This window comes from Haematomicrobium sanguinis DSM 21259 (assembly GCF_000688395.1).
In the GTDB taxonomy this organism is placed as follows: Bacteria; Actinomycetota; Actinomycetes; order Actinomycetales; family Micrococcaceae; genus Haematomicrobium; species Haematomicrobium sanguinis.
The window spans coordinates 164,853-185,639 of the sequence record NZ_JIAG01000005.1; the positions used below are offsets into that span (position 1 = coordinate 164,853).

At 62.7% G+C, this 20,787-nt stretch carries 19 protein-coding genes; 10 read left to right on the forward strand and 9 right to left on the reverse strand.

What is annotated here, in order from left to right; translation table 11 throughout:
* Window positions 1-57 precede the first annotated feature (57 nt).
* Window positions 58-2,133: a hypothetical protein gene (locus O148_RS15185; protein WP_035745141.1), complete on the reverse strand. Its 2,076-nt coding sequence runs from the start codon at window positions 2,131-2,133 to the stop codon at window positions 58-60.
* A gap of 72 nt (window positions 2,134-2,205) precedes the next feature.
* On the opposite strand from O148_RS15185, the gene O148_RS0106275 reads away from it, so the two are divergent.
* From O148_RS0106275 to O148_RS0106285, 3 genes are read left to right on the forward strand one after another with little or no spacing between them, the layout of a single operon-like run.
* Entirely contained in the window at window positions 2,206-2,511 is a 306-nt protein-coding gene (locus O148_RS0106275; RefSeq protein ID WP_026530233.1) for a metal-sensitive transcriptional regulator, read from the forward strand.
* Between the two features lie 26 nt (window positions 2,512-2,537).
* Complete coding sequence (locus O148_RS0106280) at window positions 2,538-2,759, forward strand: heavy-metal-associated domain-containing protein (RefSeq protein ID WP_035745145.1); 222 nt, start codon at window positions 2,538-2,540, stop codon at window positions 2,757-2,759.
* 9 nt (window positions 2,760-2,768) lie between these two features.
* The gene (locus O148_RS0106285) at window positions 2,769-5,165 is read left to right on the forward strand and encodes a heavy metal translocating P-type ATPase (RefSeq protein WP_026530235.1); all 2,397 of its coding nucleotides are present in this window, start codon (window positions 2,769-2,771) and stop codon (window positions 5,163-5,165) included.
* A gap of 8 nt (window positions 5,166-5,173) precedes the next feature.
* Here the strand turns inward: O148_RS0106285 and O148_RS0106290 are convergent, their stop codons facing one another.
* Genes O148_RS0106290 through O148_RS17035 form a run of 6 tightly spaced genes read right to left on the reverse strand, consistent with a single transcriptional unit; the run spans window position 5,174 to window position 9,876 of the window.
* Window positions 5,174-5,551 carry a hypothetical protein gene (locus O148_RS0106290; RefSeq protein ID WP_026530236.1) on the reverse strand — a complete coding sequence of 126 codons (378 nt, stop codon included), beginning with the start codon at window positions 5,549-5,551 and terminating at the stop codon, window positions 5,174-5,176.
* Between the two features lie 47 nt (window positions 5,552-5,598).
* On the reverse strand, window positions 5,599-6,168 hold the full coding sequence (locus O148_RS17025) for a hypothetical protein (protein ID WP_051619916.1): 570 nt from the start codon (window positions 6,166-6,168) through the stop codon (window positions 5,599-5,601).
* Between the two features lie 31 nt (window positions 6,169-6,199).
* The gene (locus O148_RS0106300) at window positions 6,200-7,561 is read right to left on the reverse strand and encodes an MATE family efflux transporter (RefSeq protein WP_026530237.1); all 1,362 of its coding nucleotides are present in this window, start codon (window positions 7,559-7,561) and stop codon (window positions 6,200-6,202) included.
* 4 nt (window positions 7,562-7,565) lie between these two features.
* Window positions 7,566-8,279, reverse strand: coding sequence for a phosphatase PAP2 family protein (locus tag O148_RS17030; protein WP_051619917.1), 714 nt, complete (start codon window positions 8,277-8,279; stop codon window positions 7,566-7,568).
* On the reverse strand, window positions 8,276-9,211 hold the full coding sequence (locus O148_RS15200) for a DUF4031 domain-containing protein (RefSeq protein WP_075204298.1): 936 nt from the start codon (window positions 9,209-9,211) through the stop codon (window positions 8,276-8,278). The genes O148_RS17030 and O148_RS15200 overlap by 4 nt, the downstream gene beginning before the upstream one ends.
* On the reverse strand, window positions 9,208-9,876 hold the full coding sequence (locus O148_RS17035; RefSeq protein ID WP_051619918.1) for a pentapeptide repeat-containing protein: 669 nt from the start codon (window positions 9,874-9,876) through the stop codon (window positions 9,208-9,210). Before O148_RS17035 ends, O148_RS15200 begins: the two co-directional genes overlap by 4 nt.
* 92 nt (window positions 9,877-9,968) lie before the next feature.
* Between O148_RS17035 and O148_RS0106320 the strand changes: the two genes are divergently transcribed.
* Window positions 9,969-11,030, forward strand: a complete 1,062-nt coding sequence (locus O148_RS0106320) for a lactonase family protein (protein WP_026530238.1) — start codon at window positions 9,969-9,971, stop codon at window positions 11,028-11,030.
* Here the strand turns inward: O148_RS0106320 and dnaB are convergent.
* Entirely contained in the window at window positions 11,027-12,346 is a 1,320-nt protein-coding gene (gene dnaB / locus O148_RS0106325; RefSeq protein ID WP_240470811.1) for a replicative DNA helicase, read from the reverse strand. The genes O148_RS0106320 and dnaB overlap by 4 nt on opposite strands.
* 521 nt (window positions 12,347-12,867) lie before the next feature.
* Here dnaB and O148_RS0106330 point away from each other — a divergent pair.
* The 5 genes from O148_RS0106330 to O148_RS0106350 all read left to right on the forward strand — a co-directional run bounded on the left by O148_RS0106330 (window position 12,868) and on the right by O148_RS0106350 (window position 19,050).
* Window positions 12,868-13,281, forward strand: coding sequence for a DUF1801 domain-containing protein (locus tag O148_RS0106330; RefSeq protein WP_026530240.1), 414 nt, complete (start codon window positions 12,868-12,870; stop codon window positions 13,279-13,281).
* A 271-nt stretch (window positions 13,282-13,552) separates the two neighbouring features.
* Window positions 13,553-14,545, forward strand: coding sequence for an ABC transporter permease (locus tag O148_RS15210; RefSeq protein WP_240470808.1), 993 nt, complete (start codon window positions 13,553-13,555; stop codon window positions 14,543-14,545).
* On the forward strand, window positions 14,546-15,556 hold the full coding sequence (locus tag O148_RS0106340) for an ABC transporter permease (RefSeq protein ID WP_026530241.1): 1,011 nt from the start codon (window positions 14,546-14,548) through the stop codon (window positions 15,554-15,556).
* A 6-nt stretch (window positions 15,557-15,562) separates the two neighbouring features.
* On the forward strand, window positions 15,563-17,257 hold the full coding sequence (locus O148_RS0106345) for an ABC transporter substrate-binding protein (RefSeq protein WP_026530242.1): 1,695 nt from the start codon (window positions 15,563-15,565) through the stop codon (window positions 17,255-17,257).
* A 29-nt stretch (window positions 17,258-17,286) separates the two neighbouring features.
* Entirely contained in the window at window positions 17,287-19,050 is a 1,764-nt protein-coding gene (locus O148_RS0106350; protein ID WP_084157142.1) for a dipeptide ABC transporter ATP-binding protein, read from the forward strand.
* Between the two features lie 40 nt (window positions 19,051-19,090).
* Here the strand turns inward: O148_RS0106350 and O148_RS15215 are convergent, their stop codons facing one another.
* On the reverse strand, window positions 19,091-20,068 hold the full coding sequence (locus tag O148_RS15215) for an EamA family transporter (RefSeq protein WP_051619920.1): 978 nt from the start codon (window positions 20,066-20,068) through the stop codon (window positions 19,091-19,093).
* Window positions 20,069-20,139: 71 nt separating this feature from the next.
* On the opposite strand from O148_RS15215, the gene O148_RS0106360 reads away from it, so the two are divergent.
* On the forward strand, window positions 20,140-20,697 hold the full coding sequence (locus tag O148_RS0106360; protein ID WP_026530244.1) for a CGNR zinc finger domain-containing protein: 558 nt from the start codon (window positions 20,140-20,142) through the stop codon (window positions 20,695-20,697).
* The last annotated feature ends 90 nt before the right edge of the window (window positions 20,698-20,787 follow it).

Here is a 20,787-nt window from a genome sequence, read left to right on the forward strand (position 1 = left end):
CGCCTTAGAAGGGGATGAAACGTGAGTTAGGCGCTGAAAATTGCCAGGGGCCCGGGGCTAGGGGGTGTTGCGCAGCATCCAGACGAGTGCCCAGTCTTGATCGTTCGCGAGCGAGTCCGCCACATACGCGGGCGAACCGTTGACGGCGCTCGGGAAGATAAACGCGCACGTCGCCGAGCCGTCGTCATAAAAACTCGCCAAATTGCTCACGTACACCGAGCGCGCATCGGCATCCAGCGCATCGCTGCGCAAGGCCGGCGGCAACGCCAGGTAAGCGTTCGCGCTCAGCACCGACCAGTAGTGCGGGAACGTGTCGCCCCACATTCGCTCGCGCCCAAACCAGTAACCATCCCAGTGCCGGATCCCCACTTGGTACAACCTGGCGTGCGGCTGCGGTCCGCCAAAGCCGCGCAACCACCCAAGGGCACGGGCAATGTGAGGCAACCACGCGTCGTCGTTCTCCTGACCCTGCGCAGAGTGCGCCCAGCCCGCGCTCAACGCCCGCACCAGCGGTGCCACCATCGATTGCTCATACGCAACCTCATGCGCCACGAGCTTTTCACCCACACCCCGGAAATACTCGGCATGCGAGACGATCATCTCCCGCACCGTATCCGCCCGCGCATCCCCGGCCGCCTCAAAGATGGCCAGTAGCGCCTCCATACCTTCGATCTGATCGATGGAAAGATGCTCACGCGCACCGGCGGCAAAGGACGCCTCCAACATGTTCCACGCCGCCTCCAGGTGCCGCTCTTGGCCGTCCAACAGGTACTGATCGGCAAAAACATGTATTAGCCACGGCGCGTTGTAGAGCCGCACCTCGATGACCTGATCCTGCGATCCGCGCTTGGGCAGCCAGGTCTCCGGGTTGTACAAATTCGCGTGCGCAAAGTCCATCCACGCCGCAAGCGCCGCGTCAATTGCGGCCGCGTCCCCCCACCCGCGCCGCCGCGCCTGTTGCAACAGCGCCGCCATCCCGATCCGCTCTGCACCGTCCGAATGATCACCCCACGCGGCGTATGGCACGCTCAACTTGTTGGATGTATCCGTGACCAAAAACGCCCCCGAGTCCGGCGCGTCCCGGTGCGATGCCCGTTGAAATTCGAGCAGGTACGCGATTCGCGCCTCGACCAACTCACGCACATCCCGGTACATGAGCGCCGCCGTGCGGTGCCCGTCCAACTCCAGGTTCTGGATGCCGTGCACTGGGGCGACAAGCGCACCACTTTCCACGCGGGCGGCGGGGATTTGGGTACCGTCGGCCGCCTTTTCGGTAGCGAGCACCCTGATGTCCGACGGCGTGTACCCGGCTTTTACCTCCAGCGGCAGCGGGTCTGTTACTCGCCCCATCAAGGGGCGTGCCGGCCACGGGGAGTCGATCTCGGCGAGGAAACTTTCGCGGTCGGGGTACCAGGCAAGTTCCCAGGAGAGGGTGAAGGTCTCGCCCGGTGCCAATTCGATGGGGCTTTGCCCACCGAACGCGTCTGGATTGCGCCCGTCGGTGGGGTGTAGCACAAAGAATCCGCGGTGGTGGGAACTGTAACCGATGTGCCGTCCTTCCACGGAGTAGGCGTTGAGGTACCCCTCGGTGACCTTGAGACCCAGTCGCGGACCCTGGAAGCTCATCGCTTCGGCAAGTACCCACGCAGAGCGGCCGCCTGGGAAGAGGTGCGTATTGACCGAGTGCGTGAAGGAACGGCCCTCGGATTCGTACACGTCGCGGAACGGCGTGTAGATGCCGATAGTGTCCAGCACCACCGCGTTCTTGGAAATATTCTTCCATTGGAATACTTCGGTCATCCGCTCGTCCGCGGCGCTGACCGTGCGCACCAACTCGAGTTGGTGACCGAACGTAAAGGTGGCGGTGAGCGCCCGAGGTGAGTCATCGCCGTCGTGCTTTACCTCCAGCGCATCCGGGGTCAGCCAGCGAAAGCTGCGGCCGTCAATGGTGACAAAGCCCGATCCCCAACACATCTCGCGGCCGAATTTCTTGTCATTAAACTCGCTGGAGAGAAACGCCTGATCCGGATGCTCGGGGTGCTCAAAGCGTTGAAGGGCGCCCGTGTGTGGGTCCGCAAGCGCGCGTCCGGCGCCGAAGGCAAGGGGGATGAGGGCGGAAACATCGGATGTCATGATCCGAGCTTATCGCATCGCTTGCACCATACCCCAGGGGGGTATAAGCTTGCGGTACCGGAAAGGAGCGTCATGAGTACAGACGTCGAGAATGCCCACCACGGCTACACCTCAGACAAGGCGGCGTATGAACGCCGGCTCAAACGCATTGAAGGTCAGATTCGCGGAATTGCGCGGATGGTTGATGAAGACAAATACTGCATCGATATCCTCACCCAAATTTCCGCAGTCAATAAGGCGCTGCACGCGGTCAGCATCGGTCTTTTGGAAGACCACATTAACCACTGCGTGATAGACGCCGCGCAAGAATCTGCCGATGCCGGGGCGGCCAAGGTGCAAGAGGCGACCGATGCCATTGCCCGCCTGCTCCGCTCATAGAAACCCTGAGGAAAGAGGGCTATCTCATGGAAACCACCGTTTCAATCTCCGGAATGACCTGCGGCCACTGCGTCGCCTCCGTGACCGAGGAACTGACCGCGATCGAAGGCGTTGAGAACGTCTCGGTCAACCTGAACCAGGGCGGCGTCTCCGAGGCCACCATCACCTCCTCAAGCGAAATCGACCCCGCCGCCATCGGCGAAGCCGTCGCAGAGGCGGGGTACACACTCGTCTCCAACAACGCTTAGGGGCGCGCGATGAGCACTCCCGTCACTGATAGAGATGCGGGTGCGGATGCGGCGCAGCAGCGTACCGTTGAGCTCAATGTCGAGGGCATGACCTGTGCCTCGTGTGTGGCGCGCGTGGAGCGTAAGCTCGGCAAGCTTCCCGGCGTGAGCGCCAGCGTGAATCTGCCGCTCAAGTCCGCAACCGTGCGGGTTCCGGCCGGCGTGAGCGACCAGGACCTTCTCGACACCGTCAAGGCGACCGGCTATCAAGCGAGCCTCAAGGCCGCGCCGGTTGTGCCGGGCGCGTCTGCCGCGCCGGTCACGGCCACTGCGCCCACTCGCGGGCGCGCGGGCACGCCCGCGGACACGTCTGCGGGCGTTGCGCTCAACACCGCGCATGAGACTGCGCCCTCCGAACCTCGTAGCGATGCCGCCCGCTACCTCCCGCGCCTGATTGTGGCCGCAATCTTGACCATCCCGGTGGTCCTGATTTCGATGATTCCAGCCCTGCAATTCCCCCACTGGGGCTGGACCGTCTTTGCGCTCACCACGCCTGTGGTGCTCTATTCCGCATGGCCGTTCCACCGCGCCGCCGCGATCAATGCGATGCATGGCGCGTCCACCATGGACACGCTTGTCTCCATCGGCGTGGCCGCCGCGTACCTCTTTTCCACCGTCCAGCTCATTGTGGACCCCGGGTTGACGGAAATGGCTGGAATGTCTGGCATGGGCGGTATGGCCTCGATGACCGAGCACCAGTTGTACTTCGAGGTCGCCGCAGTCGTCACGACGTTCCTACTTCTTGGCCGCTACCTGGAGGCACGCGCCAAGCACGGCGCCGCCGACGCGCTGCATTCCCTTCTCAATCTCGGTGCCCAACGCGCCCGCGTCTTGCGCGGCGGCACCGAGGTCGAGGTCCCCATTGGCGAGCTGGCGGTCGGTGAGATCTTCATCGTCCGCCCGGGCGAGAAAATCGCGACCGACGGTACCGTCCGCGCAGGCTCCTCCACCGTGGACACCGCCATGATCACCGGCGAATCGCTCCCGGTGAGCGTGCGCGCCGGCGATACCGTCACCGGCGCCACCATCAACGTCGACGGGCGGCTCGAGGTCGAAGCGACCCGCGTCGGCCAAGACACCACCCTCGCCCAAATGGGCCGGCTGGTCTCCGAAGCGCAGTCCCAAAAGGCTCCCATCGCGCGCATCGCCGACCGGATCAGCGCCGTCTTTGTGCCGGTTGTGCTGGTGATCGCGGTCCTGACCTTCCTCGCGTGGTGGCTCATCGGCGCGAACCTGCCGATGGCGTTCACCGCCGCAGTGACGGTACTCGTGATCGCGTGCCCGTGCGCGCTCGGCCTCGCCACCCCGACCGCACTCTTGGCGGGCACCGGCCGCGCCGCGCAAAAGGGCATCCTCATCCGCGGCCCGGAAGTTCTGGAGAGCACGCGTAAGATCAGCGCGATCGTGCTGGACAAAACCGGCACGGTCACCGAGGGGAAATTGTCGGTCGCCCAGGTTGTGCCGGCACCGTCCGCCTCGGGCACCCAGTACGACGGCGATGCCTCCTCAGCCCTGCGCCTCGCCTCCGCGCTGGAGACACAGAGCGAACACCCGGTGGCGGCCGCCATTGTGCGAGCGGACTCCGCGCTTCTCGAACCTTCAGCACAGCAGTCGGCCCCGGTCGTTGACCAATTTAGGGCGTCGATTGGCGGCGGCGTTTCCGGGCTGGTTGATGGGCAACGGGTGCTGGTCGGTAAGCCGGGGTGGCTCGCCGAAACCGGAATCTCACTCACCGACGCCGACCGGACCGCGTTCTCCGAGGCCGAATCTGCCGGCACCACCGTTGTCGGCGTCGCCGTGGACGGTGTCCTCGCCGCGATCATCTCCATTACGGATACCATCAAGCCGACAAGCAAAGAAGCGATTGCCCAGCTGCAGAGCCTCGGGCTCACGGTGTACTTGCTCACCGGAGACAACATTGGCACCGCGGCGCGCGTTGCTCAGGAGGTCGGCATTAGCCCCGAGCACGTCTTTGCCAACGTCTTGCCGGAGGATAAGGTCGCGAAGGTCGCCGAACTGCAGGCTGGGGGTGACGTCGTGGCGATGGTCGGAGACGGTGTTAATGACGCTGCGGCCCTGCTCAAGGCGGACCTTGGCATTGCCATGGGGTCCGGCACAGACGTCGCACGAGACGCTGCCGACCTGACCATCATGGGCAATGACCTGAATCAGGTCGCGACCGCGATTGAGCTCTCGCGCAAGACCCTGAGCACCATCAAGACCAACCTGTTCTGGGCATTCGCCTACAACGTGGTTGGCATTCCAGTGGCGGCTCTGGGGCTGCTCAACCCGATGCTCGCCGGGGGCGCAATGGCGGCTTCGTCGGTGCTGGTGGTGGCCAACTCGTTGCGGTTGCGCCGCGCCTGAGCCGGTCGCTAAGGTTTGCCGCCCCGAGAAGGCGGGGCATCGCCGTCGTTCTTTTCCTCGGTGGGTGCGGAACTATCCGGCACATTGTCCGCATTTGCCGCCCCGCCGGGAATCTTCGCCGAGACCCGGTGCACGCCCGAGCCCTCGCCGAGTTGGGAGGGGTTGGGCTTCTCAATCATCATGAGCATCGCGCAGACCACCAAGCTGACAATGAACGCGATCCCGAACCCAATAAACGCGAGGTCCCATCGCGTGCGGTTCTCACTTCCGCCGCTCGCCGCAAACAGCGTCACGACGAACGCGACGATGCCCAGCACAAAGGAAAAGAGCAGGGGCGGCTTTACGGACTCGCGCCAAGAGCGCTTGGAATTCTTGGGGTTGCTCACAAATCTCTCCGGGAGGAACTTCTACGCACGGTAGAAAACAGATGTTTCTAGTGTACGTCCTTGGCGCTGTTGAACCGGAATGTGAGCGCGGCCAGGATCAGCACGACGGCTACGATCGTCATCGCGCCGCCGCTAACCCCGAGCAAACCCCGCGGGCCAACGGACGTGACGAACGGCAGGATCACACCGGCGAGCGCGGTCACGGTTCCGGTGATGAGCCAATCTCGGGCGAGCGGGAATGCCCCTCGCGTGAGCCACCCGAGCGCGGCCTCGCTGGCCCCGGAGACGATCAGCGAAATCGAACCGGCGATCGCGAACGCCACCGTGTCCCCGGTCAGCGCGATGATGGCCCCGGCCACGAGCATTGGCGCACATACCAGGATCGCGAGCAGGCCCATCGCCGGGCGCGACGCGACCGCAGGGCCGGCCAGTCGGCGCAAGATCGGTAGCGCGGAGAACCCGTACAGCACCCAAAACGCGCCGGCCCACACGCCCATAAATTGCGGGCTCAAATCGGTCAAGAATACGGGCAGCAAGGCAAAAATCGCCGCGAGGACGCCGCGCCCGAGGACCGGGGTCCAAAGTGCGGAGTTGGGTGTGGGGTTATCGGTGCTCATGTCGCCTTCGAGTTGGGGTGTCGCCACGATTCTAGTTGCCCGCGCCGAGCACCATCCACCGCTCGCCTCGCACCCGCAGGCCGAGGGTCACCGCCCGGGCGGCCATCATCGCCACGCTAAAGGCAATCCACAGACCAACGACGGCGTTTACCCCGCTAAGCCCCGAAGCGGAAAGAATCCATAGGGTCACCACAAAGACGGCCAGGTTAGCCAAGCCCACGAGCGCGAGATACCGGGCGTCTTGGGCGCCAATCAGAATGCCGTCGAGAACGAAGACAATGCCGCACAGCGGTTGCGCGGCGGCAAGGACCCACAGTCCCGCGGTAGTCGCGTCAATGACGGCTCGATCCGAGGTGAAGATGAAGCCAACCCACGGTGCCACCGTGGCCAAGATCACACCGGTCACCACCCCGGCTCCGGCGCCCCACCAGCACAGTTTTGCGATGAGTTCCTTCACGACGCTGGTGCGCGCCGCACCGAGTTCCTTGGACACGAGAGACTGGGCGGCAATGGCAAGAGCGTCGAGGGCGAAGGCGAGAAAAGTGAAGATGGTGAGGACCAGTTGGTGCGCGGCGAGCACAACCGCACCTTGGGAGGTGGCGACATACACCATGATGATGAGCGCGGCACGGAGAGTCACGGTGCGGAGCATCAGGTAGCCACCAATGTGCGCGGTGGCGATCACGCCTCGGAGGCTGGGACGCCAACCCACCTCGTGGTGCCGGTGTCTGCGGGTCAAGATGACAAGGTAGACCGCCGCCATGCCCCACTGTGCGATGGAAGTCCCGATCGCGGATCCGGCAACGGAGAGGTTGAAGCCATAAACCAGCGCGAAGTTCAACCCGATGTTGGCGGTGAACCCGATTCCGGCGACCAGCAACGGGGTTTTACCGTCCTGCCAGCCGCGCAACGCACCGGTTCCGGCCAATACCAAGAGCATGGCGGGAATCCCTGGCATCGACCAGCGCAGGTAGTCGATGCCAAAGCCCTGAACCGCTCCGCCCGCGCCCATGAGTGCGAGCAATTGCGGGGCGAGCGCCCAGCCGATCAGTGCAATTGCGACACCCAAGAGAAAGGCCAGCCAGAGACCGTCTCGCCCGGCAGCCGAGGCCCGGGCGTAAAGACCGGCACCGAAGGCTCTGCCAACCGCTGGAGTGACCGAGTATGCCAGGAAGATGAGCAGCCCGACGGCGGTTTGCACCAGCGTTGATGCGAGCCCAACCCCGGCGAGTTCATCGACGCCCAGGTGTCCAACGATCGCGGTGTCGGCGAGAAGGAACAGCGGTTCGGCGATGAGCGCGCCGAGCGCCGGAAGCGCAAGAGCGAGTATCTGGCGCCCTAACCCGCGCTGGGAGTTTTGGGGCGTATCCCGTTTCGGTGTCGTCGCGCTCACCCGGTCAGGCTAAACCTTCCGTGCTGCCGGAATCGTCTTCGTCCCGGAATTTGGACGCAATCCAGGTGTTCCAGATCCACATTGCCAGCAAGGCTCCAGCAGTAGTGATGAAAAGGGCGCCAATGACGTCAGTGGGATAGTGCACGCCCAAATAAATCCGGGATAACGCCACCACCACAAAGAGGAACGGTAACCCGATCGTGGCCGCGCGCTGCCAACGGGTTCGCCAGGCCAGGAGCCACAGCCCAATTGCCAGTGCCGCGCTGATGGAGGCGTGCCCGGACGGGTATGAGTAGGAGAGTGGGATCGACACGATCGGATCGGTGAGCACCGAGAGATCTGGGCGGGGCCGCTGGAAGATGAGCTTGAGAATCTGATTACCGCCCCACGCCACCGCCACGACAAAGACAAACGCGGAACCGGTGCGCATGGTCCGATCGCGGCGCCGGGTCAATAGGAGGGTCGCCACCAGAATAATGATTGCACCCAGCGGCGAAAATATCCGTGCAATGGCGATGGCTATCCAGTCCACGACCGGCAGGCGATGTTCGTCGAACCAGCGGTTCAAGGTGTAATCGACGGTGGCGAATTGCGGGTCGGAGGTGACAAAGATGCCGAGGGCCACCGCAAGGAGAACTCCGGCGATCGTCCACACCCACCAATGGCGTGGCAGCGGCAACATGCGAAGCGGCGGCGCAAGGTCTGTTTTAGTGGTCACCGTTGGCTCCTTTCGGCTGACGGGTTCCGTGTGCGGCTCAGCCACCCGGGCAACCCGTCGGTGTAAAGTTCCAGTTCGCGTGCGAGGTTCTCGCGTGCGGGCGTCTCCCACAACAATTTTCCGGTGTCGGTGTGGAACAACTGGGGCAACTCTTGGAGCGAACGCAGCACCGCCGCGCGTCCAGCGGCAAAGTCCGTGTCTGGCACGTGCGCGTAGTCGCTGCGCACCCCGATGAGATAACGCTCATACGCATTCCACGGGGAGGCGAGGATGGCAAGGTCGGCATCGCACAGAATGTGGCCGATGTGATCTCCCGGCTCTGGAGCATGGGTGGCGGTGAGCCGTACCAGCCGTGCCACTTCGGCGACCTCCCATTCAGCCACGCCGGCAGCGCTCAGTTCGCGCTCGGCCAGTTGGGCGCTGGCTTCCTCATCCTGCGCGTTGCCACGATACACCGCGTCATGGAACCATGCGGCAAGCCTGAGGCATCGAACGTCAGGGGCGGCCGGTGACAATAGATCGATATTCTCTAGCACCGCAAACAGGTGGCGGACATCGTGATAGTACCGACCTGGTTCGCGCCACAGCGCTAAGAGTTGCGCGCCCAACTCGGGTTGGCCGGGAAGCAATTCATCCCACTGGTCACGGAGCCTGCGTTCCAAGGCACCCCCGCGATCATGGCGCGGCAGGCGCAACCCGGACGAAATTAATTTCCGGGTCAGTTCATTGGCTGACACCGGCCGCGCCCCGGCGTTAATGAGTGCCCGGTAGCGTTCGGCCGGAACATCAAAGTGGTCCAAATCAAAGGCGCGCCACCGCACACCGACCCGGTGCGCAAACCCATGCAACTCGGAGAGCGACTCATCGGAAATGACGTGGCTAAAGGTCGTCCCGTGGGCGGCCCAGAGCGGCGGGTCAATGTAGATAGTCATAGCACCGTGATTCCCAGTTGCTCGGCGAATTGCGGCGCCAATGCGGAAAGCTGGTATTCGTCAATCACCGTGCCGCGCAAGGACTCAACCCCTACAACGCGCCGGATGTCGGCGCCGCGCAGATCCACGTGGGCTAAATCCGCCGAATGCAACACCAGCTCATCGATCCGGCAACCAATAAAACTCACGCGTTCCGCCCGAGCGTGCGCCAGGTCAACGGTCCCGAAGGTGGTGTCGCTGAAACGCACATCCTTGATCGCGGAATAGCGCAAATTCAGTTCGTTGGTTTTGCCGCCGCGGATCACCACCTGCTCCCAGCCGGCCCCCGAAAAATCGGCGACCCCCACACGCGACCCCTCAAACTCAACCTGCTCCAGGCGCGCATCCATGCCCTGCAACGCCACGGCCGAACACGCCTGAAACGCGGACTCCCGCACTCGCGCCTGACCCCACTGGGCGCCGCTGAGATCCAGCCCTACACCCAACACGCCCACCAGATGCACCCCGCGCGCGTTCCACGGTTCCCCACTACCCGCCGCGAGCCGCACCGCCTCCACAAACGTCTCTGGCGCGATCTCATCGAGAGGCACCTCCGCCATCTCCGCGCCAAATTCCAGCGTGAATTCCTTAGGCGCCTTGATTGGGGCCGAGTCGCGTTGTGCCATGGATCCCAGTCTAGGTACCGGGACCGGCACCAAGCGTGTGCACCTGGTGTTAGCGTGGGAACAACTCGTCACAGACCCGCTCGGAGGCGCCCGTGAACCAGCCACTTGTGCTCATCGGAAACTATTCCACCGACACCAACCCGGGCTCGGTAGCGTCGGTTGCTCTCGGCCAGGCGGGGCGTCTCGGCGCCCGGTTGAGCACCATCCCGCTTCCGAGCCCGTCCTTTGTGGCTACCGCCGGCAACCACGTTCTCGCGGTACTAGAGGAGGAGGCGGGCGCTCTCACGGCTCTTCCGCTCAACGAGCATGAGCTTGGCAACCCGGCTTGGACGGTTCCCAGCGGCGGCCCGATCCCCTGCCATCTCGCCGTCGATGGGGATAAGGTGGGTGTCGCCCATTATGGCGATGGCACCTTCGCGCTTCACACCCTGGCGCACGACGGCGATGCTCACCTTTCCGAGCTCAGCATCCGGGGCGAGGGGTCGGGTCCCATTCACCCAGATCAAGACAATTCGAGGGCGCACTTTGTGTTGCCGTGGGCAAACGGCTATCTCGTGAGCGATCTCGGCGCCGACCGGGTGTACTTTTACGAGGTGCCGGACGCAGCGACGCTCAACCGGGTGGCGGAGGTCGAGTTCCCCGCCGGCACCGGGCCCCGGCATCTTGCGATCAAAGACCATTACCTCTTTGTGTCCGGCGAACTGGATTCTCGGCTGCATTTGGTGGAGCTTGCCGATCCGCAGGATCCCGAGTCGAGTGGTGACTACGCCGACCTTATGACCTACCTAGGTTCGGAACCAAGCACGGAGTCTCCGGGGGTACGGAGCGCCCCTTCGCACCTGGCTCTCGATGTCGCCGGCGAGTTCCTCTACTTCGCCAATCGTTTCCGCGACACGATTGCGGTCTTCGACGTGCGCGATCTGGGCTCCGATGGTCTGCCGATGCTCGTCGGCGAGTTTGATTGCGGCGGTCACATTCCGCGCCACTTCGCGATCCATGAGAGCAAGATCTACATTGCGAATCAGGGCTCGGATTCGATCGACGTTTTTGACCTACTCCCGTACACCGGGTTTCTCGGCACCAAAGTACAGTCCGTTGACTGGCAGGCGCCCTCCTGCCTTGTATTCACCGGGGAAGAGGGCACCGACTATTAGTCGTCGAAGCCTTGGCTCTTGGCGAGGTTGGAGAACTTTGAGTAGTGCCCTTGGAATGCCAGTGCGATAGTTTTGGTCGGGCCGTTACGGTGCTTGGCGACAATCACATCGGCTTCGCCGGGGCGAACTTCCGCATCATAGACCGAGTCGCGATGGAGCAAGATCACCATGTCAGCGTCCTGCTCGATCGATCCCGATTCGCGCAGATCAGACACTTGGGGGCGCTTTCCGTCACGCTGCTCGGCGCCGCGGTTCAGCTGGGACAGCGCGATCACCGGGACATCGAGTTCCTTGGCCAACAACTTCAGGGCACGCGAGAATTCTGACACTTCTTGCTGACGGGACTCGACCCGTTTACCGGAGCTCATGAGCTGCAGGTAATCCAACACCACCATGCGCAAATTATCGGTCTGCTTGAGCCGACGGCACTTGGCTCGGATCTCCATCAAGGTCATGTTAGGACTGTCGTCAATGAAGAGCGGCGACTGATTCATTTTGCCGGTCGCGGTCGCGATCTTGGTCCACTGCCGGTCTTCGAGACCGCCCTTACGCAGTATGTGCAGGGGGATTTCCGCTTCGGCGGAAAGAATCTTGGTGCCAATTTCATTGGCGCTCATTTCCAGCGAGAAAATCACCGTCGGCATGTTGTGGTGAATGGCCGCTGAGCGTGCCAGGTCAATGGCGAAGGTGGACTTGCCGACCGCTGGGCGCGCCGCAATCACGATCATCTGTCCGCCATGGAGCCCCTGAGTCAACTCATCCAACTCTTCAAAGCCGGTAGGCACGCCGGTCATGCCGCCGCCGTGACTGTCTGCGGCTTCGATTTCGTCGACGGTGCCTTCCATGACTTCGCTGAGCGGACGGTAGTCGTCGCCGCCGCGGCGTTCGGCGACGGCGAAGAGCTCGGCCTGGGCCTGGTTGACGATCGCCTCGACCTCGCCGTCATGCGAATGGCCCAGCTGCACCACACGGGTACCGGCGTCCACAAGTCGGCGCAGGACCGCGCGTTCGGCCACAATCTCGGCATAGAAGGAGGCGTTTGCGGCCGTAGGCACAGCTTGAATCAGGTCATGAAGATAGGAGGCGCCGCCAATCCGCCCCAGCTCGCCAATTTTGGTGAGTTCATCCGCGACCGTCACCGCATCGGCAGGCTCGCCATGCGAATACAGCGAGGCAATGGCCTCAAAAATGATTTCGTGGGCGGGACGGTAAAAGTCCGGGCCGCGCAGGGCTTCGATGCAGTCGGCAATGGCGTCCTTGGAAAGCATCATGGAACCCAAGACCGAGCGTTCAGCCGCAAGATCGTGCGGCGGCATGCGCGTGACATCGGAACTGCTGAACGATTCCTCGTCGGTGGCAGCGTAAGACACTACAAGATTCCCCTTCATGCTCAGTTTCGCCCGCTTCGACGTACCCGAAACGGTCCGTGATTCAGTTGTAGCGCACGGCACTGACATTGAGAGTGGCACCGTGGTCTGACCACGAGAATCGACTGAAAGACTTCAGCAACACTAGTCGGTGGCAAACGCATTTCCAAAGGAGTTATCCACAGGCCATGTGGATAACGTGTTGATTACTGAGGAATGCTTGTGCACAGTCATGGGATAACCCTGGGGATAGTCCACAATTTCCATCCTCAAACCCGCTCTGACTAGGCAAAACACCATTTTTGGGCTGTTGATTGAGCCAACATTCAACCTCAGATTCATGCTTAAACGGGGAGTTGACACGTGCCCGCAACCGCGATATTCGAGCTGTTATCCACAGCCCCTGTGAATAATTCTCAAAAGCGAGAGACCCTATCCAGAGTCCCAAGAACACTGCCATACTCGAACGCATGGCAGAGAACGTCATGCAACCCACCACCGCAGATCCGGGAGCCTTCATCGCCGCGCTGGAGAACCGGACGCGTCAAGCGGACGCGGAACTCCTCCTCGAGATGATGACCTCCATTTCGGGGCAACCGCCGGTGATGTGGGGCTCCTCGATCATCGGTTTTGGAAGCTTCCACTACAAGTACGCATCCGGACGCGAGGGCGACACCCCGATGATTGCCTTCGCACCCCGCAAGGCTCACCTTGTCCTCTACATTTCGCTCCGGGCCGAGGACAACCAAAAACTCTTGGAGACACTCGGAAAACACAAGACGAGCGTCGCCTGCCTGTACATCAATAAGCTCGCCGACATCGACCTGCCCGTCCTGCAAAAGATGGTGAAAAACAGCTTCCGCGCCGGGAATCCCTATTGCTAACCTCCCCGGAAGAACGCCCCTAGAGCAGTTTCGGTGACGTATTTTCGGGGAAACCTGCCACGCACGTCACATTATTACGTAGCATTAACCGAGATTCGTCGAGTTTGCCAAGGAGGGACTGAAATTGGGGGACGGCATGAATTATGGGTGCCGCCGGAAATGAATTGGCGCACCTCTTGCGTTCGGCAATAAGTGAGCAACACGGAATCCCCCACGGTGTTGGTCATCGGCGGCCCATAACAGCACTACACCATTAAGGAGCGGGAGAGCAGTGTCCAGTGCGTCCATGCCCTTAGAGCCGGTGGGTGACAAACCCGCAGGCGGCTCTTCCGCGCCCCACGATGACCCCGGTCCACCGCACAACGCGACGGAAAGGGCCGCTACCGATCAGAACACTCCGGTCTGGCGCGCCCTACTCGCGGACCGCACCGCGGTCATCAGCCTCGCAATCATCGCGATCTTCGTGCTCGCGGCGATCTTTGCCCCGCTCATCACCGCGATCAACGGTCAAGACCCATATCGGTTTAACACCAACGCCCTGGACGGCTCCGGGCTCCCCATCGGCCCCTTCGGCGGGATCAGCGCCGAACACTGGTTCGGCGTCGAGCCGCAAAACGGCCGCGATCTGTTCTCGATCGTCATTTTCGGTGCCCAATCATCCCTGCTCTTTGGCCTGGCCGCGACCGTCGTCTCCATGCTCTTAGGCGTCGCGTTCGGCATTTTGGCCGGATTCCTCGGCGGCTGGTGGGACCGCATCACTAGCCGCGCCACCGACGTCATCATCGCCTTCCCGAGCCTCATTTTCCTCATTACCTTGGGCGCGATCGCCCCGGACTGGCTGCCCAAACCTCTCCTCTTGGTCATTGTGGTCGGTTTCTTCGGTTGGCCTTCCATCGCCCGCGTTGTTCGCTCGCAAGTGCTGAGCCTGCGTTCGCGAAACTTCATTCAAGCAGCTCAAGGCATGGGCGCGAGCAACTGGCACATCATGACTACCGGGCTGCTCCCGAACCTCTGGGCCACCATCATCGTCTTCACCACCATTTCCATTCCCGGCAAGATCGGCATGGAAGCGGCGCTTTCTTTTCTCGGGGTCGGGCTGCCGCCGCCCACACCGTCCTGGGGCCGTTCCATCGGCACCGCCGTGAATTGGGTTCAGACCGACCCTTGGTTCCTGATCTTCCCTGGCGCCGCGCTCTTTCTGATCACGCTCGCTTTCAACCTGCTGGGCGATTCGTTGCGCGACGTGCTGGATCGGAGGCGCTAAGTGCTGACGAAAACCTCCGCTAAACTCGCCCGCTTCGTCGCCGGGCGCATTGTGACCATGATCGTGGTACTGCTGATCATCGCCGCCATCACGTTCTTCACCTTCACCTTGCTCCCCACCGACGTGACCACGCTCGCGTGCGGGCGGCCGTGCACCCCGGAGCGCATGGCCGAGGTCCGCTCACTCATGGGCTATGACCTTCCGGTCTGGCAACAGTTCCTGAACTTCTTGGGCGGCATTTTCGCCGGCCGCACCTACGGCGAGGGCCCGGCCGCAGTGTCCTGCTCGGCACCGTGCTTTGGCTACTCGTTCCAGCGCGCCGAAACCGTCAACACCCTGATCGTCCAGGCGCTCCCCGTGACCGCATCGCTCGCGGTGGGCGCGGTCATCCTTGCGCTCATTATCGGCATGGTCGCCGGAACCGTCTCCGCGCTCAAGCCGCGTAGCTTCCTGGACCGTTTCTTCATGCTGTTCGCCATCACCGGCGTCTCCGCGCCCGCCTACCTGGTGGGTCTGCTCGGCATCCTGTTTTTCGGATTCTTCCTCGACATCGTGCCCGTCTCGGGGTACGTGCCGTTCACCGAAAACCCGGTCCGCTGGCTCTGGTCGCTCGCACTCCCCTGGGCGACGCTCGCCTTCATTTCCGCGGCCACCTACGCGCGCCTGACCCGCACCCAAATGTTGGAGGTCATGAGCGAGGACTTCATCCGCACCGCCCGCGCCAAGGGTCTCAAAGAATCTAAAGTGATCGGCGTACACGCGCTGCGCAACGTCTCGCTGCCGATCATCACGGTCTTCGGTCTGGAACTCGGCAGCCTGCTCGGCGGCGCGGTTATTACCGAGAAAGTCTTCTCCATGCCCGGGCTCGGCTCGCTCATGATTGACTCTGTGGGCATGCTCGATCTTCCCGTCCTGCTCGGCATCACCGTTTTTTCGGCGTTTGCCGTCGTCATTATCAATATGCTCGTGGACATCGTCTACGGCATCCTCGATCCAAGAACCATCAAGTGAGGAATCATGAACTCTCGTAACCACACGCCAAGGCGAGTTGGCCGCTTAAGCGCGGTAGTCGCCGTCGTACTTGCCTTTGCCTTGTTGCTCACCGGGTGCGGTGCGAACTCCCAAAACAACGCGAACGACGGCGATGGGGGCCAAGGCGGGGATCTCACCATTTTTTCCCAATCCAGTGAGATGAGCTTTGACCCGGCCAAGTCGCAGAGTTTGGCGATCACCTCGATGGGCCTGGTAGTGCGGCGGCTCACCACGTGGGAGGTGCCCAAGGATGGCGGGCCGACCAAGGTGGTTCCGGACCTCGCGACCGATACCGGCACGCCCTCGGACGATGGGCGGACCTGGACGTTCACGCTCAAGGACAATCTGAAGTTCCAGGACGGGTCCGAGATCACCACCGCGGACATCAAGTACGGCATTGAGCGCTCCTTCGCGCCAGAGCTGTCCGGTGGACTGGGCTATCACAAGACCCTGTTGGCCGGTGCCGAAAATTACAAGGGGCCGTATTCGGGGCAGTCGCTGGATTCGATTGAGACGCCGGATGCGAAGACGATTGTGTTCAAGCTCAATGCGCCGTACGGTGACTGGCCGTGGATCGCGTCGATGCCCGCGTTTGGGCCGGTGCAAAAGTCGATGGACACGGACCCGCAGAAGTACGGGGAGAAGCCCTCGGCGTCTGGGCCATACCAGGTCGAGTCTTACCGTCAGGGCGTTTCGATGGTGCTCTCGCGAAATCCGGGGTGGGACAAGGCCACCGATCCGGTGCGCTCGGGCGGGCCGGACACCGTGACGTTCGCGCTGAACCAGAATGCGACCGTGGCCGCGCAGAAGCTGATTGCAGATTCGGGTGCGGATAAGAATGCGTTTGGCGCCAACTTTGTGCCGCCGTCGCAGCTGGCGCAGGTGCAGGGTAACCCGTCGGCGTCCAAGCGGCTGGTGACCTCCAAGTCCGGTGCGTTGGCGTACCTCGCGATGAACACGCAGCGGCCCTTGCTCAAGGACTTGAAGATGCGTCAGGCAATCGAGTATGCGGTGGATAAGAACTCATACCGAATTGCCTCCGGCGGCGAGTTGGCCGGTGACTTTGCCACGACGCTGATTACCCAGGGCATTGCCGGGCGCCAGGACTACGACCTCTATGAGACGGACCCGTCTGGCGATGTTGAGAAGGCAAAGGCGCTTTTGGCTGAGGCGGGATATTCCGGTGAGACGTTGAAGTTCATTTCCCGTAATGACGCGCAGTCGATTGCGCAGTCCGAGGCGATTCAGGCCGGGCTGAACCGGGCAGGGATCAAGACCGAAATTGTGCCGCTGGAAGAGAATGCGTGGACGGATGCGGCGACCGGTGCGGCCGGGGACTATGACCTGACTTTGGGTTCATGGCAGCCGGACTTCCCGAGCGCGAACGCGAACATTCAGCCGCTCTACGACTCGCGGGAGATCGGCAACGGCGGATACAACGTGTCCCGCTACTCCAACCCTGCCGTGGACGCCGCGATCAAGGATGCGTTGCAGGCGGTGGACCCGAATGTGGCGCAACAGAAGTGGGCCGAGGTGGATCGCACCATCGCCGAGGATGCGCCCGTGGTGCCGCTGATTTACACGAAGAACTCGTTCCTGATCGGGTCAAATGTGCGCGACTTCTACATTGGCGAGTTCCCGGCGTACCCGAACTATTTGGCGGTGACGCTGGCGCAGTAGCGTCGGCGTGCTGGTGAGCAGGGATCGACATGAGTGAACAACCGTCCGGCGATTCGCGGGGCCTGGAGTACCGCGACGTCTCGGTCGCCTTTCGGGTGCGCTCGGGGGCAGCTGCCGGGCGCGGCCGTGGCGAGCGCGGCCCTGGCGAGCGTGGCCGCGGCGAGCCGGCTTGGCGGGAGGTTGTGCACTCGGTTTCGCTCTCCGTGCCGCGCGGTCGTGTGGTTGCGCTGGTGGGCGAGTCCGGCTCCGGGAAATCCGTGTTGGCAATGTCGGCGCTCGGGCTCTTGCCGACAACGGCGCGAGTGACCGGCTCCATCATGCTCGATGGGGTGGAGCTCGTAGGCGCGCCCGCGGAGGAGCTCCGATCGTTACGCGGAAGCGCCATCGGGTCCATTTTTCAGGAGCCCATGACCGCGTTTGATCCGCTGTTTCGGGTGGGTTATCAGATTGCCGAGGCGATTACCGCGCACCGCTCCGTGCCGGATGTGCGGGGTGCTGTGTTGGATCTGCTTCGCGCAGTGGGTTTGCGGGATGTGGAACGCATTTACGCGTCCTACCCGCACCAGCTCTCCGGCGGGCAATTACAGCGGTGCATGATCGCAATGGCGATATCCAATAATCCGGATGTGCTCATTGCCGATGAGCCCACGACCGCCTTGGACGTCACCGTGCAGGCGGGGATCTTGGACCTCTTGCGCGTCACCCGCGAGCGCACCGACTCGGGAATCCTGTTGATCACACACGATATGGGGGTCGTTGCCGATATCGCGGACGAGGTTGTGGTCTTGCGCGACGGCTCGGTGTTGGAGCGGGCGCCGGTGGCGGAGCTGTTTGCACGGCCGCAACACGAGTACACCAAGATGTTGCTTGCGGCCGTGCCAAGTTTGGGGGGATCGAGGCCGGGGTCGGAGGGGTCAGGGTCCGGGCGCGGGCGCGAGGCCAACGGAAGCCGTGAGACGAGCGGGGACACTGTTATCTCTCTGCGGGACGTCGCGGTCACCTACCCCGGCAAGAGCGAGCCTGCGGTCCCCGACATCACCTTGGCGATCCGTGCCGGCGAGACTCTGGGGCTGGTGGGCGAATCCGGTTCGGGGAAATCGACGGTTGCCCGCGCCGTGACGGGTCTTATCCCTGTTTCGCACGGTGAGATCACGTTGGCCGGTGTAACGCTGTGCCGGAGCGAACCCGACGGCTCGGAGTGGATGGCCCCGCGCTCCGAGGTGCGCAAAGCGCAGAGCGAGTTAGGAATTGTGTTCCAGGACCCGGCGTCCTCGCTGAACCCCAAACGCACCATTGCCGAGGCGATTGCCGAGCCGCTCAAGGTGCACACCGATCTGGGCCGTGCCGCCCGGCTGAAACGCGCCAATCAACTCCTGGATGCCGTGAAACTTTCTGGGCTCGGATCGCGCTACCCCAACCAACTCTCCGGCGGACAGCGGCAACGCGTGGCGATTGCTCGAGCGATTGCCCTGGACCCGAAGGTCCTCGTCGCGGATGAGCCAACCAGCGCCCTGGACGTCTCGGTGCAGGCCGGAATCATTGAGCTTTTGCGTGAACTGCAGGAGCGCATCGGATTTGGGTGCCTGTTTATCAGTCACGATCTGGCGGTCATTGAACAGGTCGCCAATGAGGTGGCCGTGTTGCACAAGGGGCGGATTGTTGAACACGGTCCGACCGCCGACGTTCTTGGCAACCCCCGCGATCCGTACACGCAACGGTTGCTCGCCGCCGTCCCGGTCGCCGATCCGGCGCTGCAGGCCGAGCGCCGCGCCTCCCGCCCCTCGACTGTGTAGCAGTTAATGCCCATGTTCGGCTAAGAATGGGCATTAACTGCTACACAGTCGAGGAGAGTGGCCGTTCGGGTTCGCCGGTGGGGCGCCTTCCCACGCGAATATCGTCGAGTCGCACCAACACAATTCCGGCCGCAATGATGATCGCTCCCAAGAGTTGCATCCCCTGGGGTACTTCGGCGAGTAACAGCCACCCGCCGAGTGTCGAGAACACCACCTCTGCCAGCCCCACGAAAGATGCCATCTTCGGTCCGAGCCGTTGTGCCGCGACAATCCCCGTGGCATACGGGATCGCCGTCGAAATCACCGCAATTCCCAGCAAGGACACCCACCACGGCACATCAAATCCCGCCAACACGGCGGTCTGGTTGCCAAACGTCAGCGGCAATATACCGAGCAGCCCCAACCCCGTGAGCGTGACCCCGCCAATCAATGTGCCCAATCCGGCGAGCGCCAAGGGGGGCACCCCATCGGTCTGGCCGGCCGCAATCACAAAATAAAACACCAAGCAGACCGCCGCCGCCAACCCAAAGACCACTCCGATCGGATCAACGCCGCGATCCCCACCCGGATTGACCACCACGACCAGACCGACGAGCGCGAGCACCGACCCGGCAATGGTCAGATTCTGCGGACGCGCCCGATGCCGCACCCACAACCACAGCACAAACAGCACCGGCGCCAGAAACTCCAACACCAGCGCCACGCCGACGTTCATGCGCGCGGCCGCATTGAAGTAGAAGAACTGGCACCCCGCGACCGCAATCAGCGCGAACCCCAGCACCGGCCCCCAGTGACGCTTCACCATTGCCCACTTGCCACGCAGTAGCAACAGCGTTGGCACCATCAACACAGCGGCCGCGGTCAGCATTCGCATCCCGACGACAGCCCCGGGTGAATACCCCGCGTTCAGCAGTGACTTACCAAATCCACCAGAGAGTCCAAACGTCATGGCAGACCCCAAAGCGTACGCCACTCCCACGCGGAAGGTACTCGGCGAGGCATTCACAAAGCGGCTCACGGCGTCTTCCCCTCAGCTCAGGTAACCAGTAAAATTGATTTCACTCCTTACAGTAAAGGCGGGTCGCGTAAGTGGTCAATACCCTTTTTGCCCATGACACAATCGAGGCGCTACAGCTCTCGGTGGGCCTCGTGAACACCGGGCGCAACGGCAAAGACTCCCTTCCGGATGTCTCCGCGCTCAACGCCTTCCTCGATGACCACGATTTCAGCGGCCGCCGCACCGGGAGCTCGGATGAGCTAGCTCGCGTTAAGGCCGTTCGCGAGCGGTTGGACTATCTCTGGGAGGCCACCGAAGATGACGCCGTGCGCGTCGTCAACGCGATCATGCGCGATGCCAACGGCGTCCCCCAACTCGTCAAACACGACGGCTACGACTACCACCTGCACGCCACCACCCCGGACGCACCGCTCTCCGATCGCATCGCCACCGAGGCTGCCATGGCATTCCTCGACGTCATCCGCTTCAAAGCCCTCGACCGCCTCCAGGTGTGCTCTGCCGAAGACTGCCAAGATCGCTTCATCGACTACTCGAAAAACCGCTCAAAGCGCTACTGCGACGCCGGCAACTGCCAAAACCGCTCCAACGTGCGCGCCTACCGCGCCCGCATATCCTCGAGCCCCAACTAACTACCGCGTTTCGCATCCCCGTACCGCATTCTAAGACCCGCGTACAGCTCTTAGAATGCGGTCAGGGGATGCGAAACGAGAGGCACGACG

Excerpts from the sequence above, each read along its gene's own strand:
- O148_RS15185 (WP_035745141.1), bottom strand. The coding sequence starts at position 2,133 with ATGACATCCGATGTTTCCGCCCTCATCCCCCTTGCCTTCGGCGCCGGA.
- O148_RS0106275 (WP_026530233.1), top strand. The coding sequence starts at position 2,206 with ATGAGTACAGACGTCGAGAATGCCCACCACGGCTACACCTCAGACAAG.
- O148_RS0106280 (WP_035745145.1), top strand. The coding sequence starts at position 2,538 with ATGGAAACCACCGTTTCAATCTCCGGAATGACCTGCGGCCACTGCGTC.
- O148_RS0106285 (WP_026530235.1), top strand. The coding sequence starts at position 2,769 with ATGAGCACTCCCGTCACTGATAGAGATGCGGGTGCGGATGCGGCGCAG.
- O148_RS17025 (WP_051619916.1), bottom strand. The coding sequence starts at position 6,168 with ATGAGCACCGATAACCCCACACCCAACTCCGCACTTTGGACCCCGGTC.
- O148_RS15200 (WP_075204298.1), bottom strand. The coding sequence starts at position 9,211 with ATGACTATCTACATTGACCCGCCGCTCTGGGCCGCCCACGGGACGACC.
- O148_RS17035 (WP_051619918.1), bottom strand. The coding sequence starts at position 9,876 with ATGGCACAACGCGACTCGGCCCCAATCAAGGCGCCTAAGGAATTCACG.
- dnaB (WP_240470811.1), bottom strand. The coding sequence starts at position 12,346 with ATGCCGCCGCACGATCTTGCGGCTGAACGCTCGGTCTTGGGTTCCATG.
- O148_RS0106330 (WP_026530240.1), top strand. The coding sequence starts at position 12,868 with ATGGCAGAGAACGTCATGCAACCCACCACCGCAGATCCGGGAGCCTTC.
- O148_RS0106345 (WP_026530242.1), top strand. The coding sequence starts at position 15,563 with ATGAACTCTCGTAACCACACGCCAAGGCGAGTTGGCCGCTTAAGCGCG.
- O148_RS0106350 (WP_084157142.1), top strand. The coding sequence starts at position 17,287 with ATGAGTGAACAACCGTCCGGCGATTCGCGGGGCCTGGAGTACCGCGAC.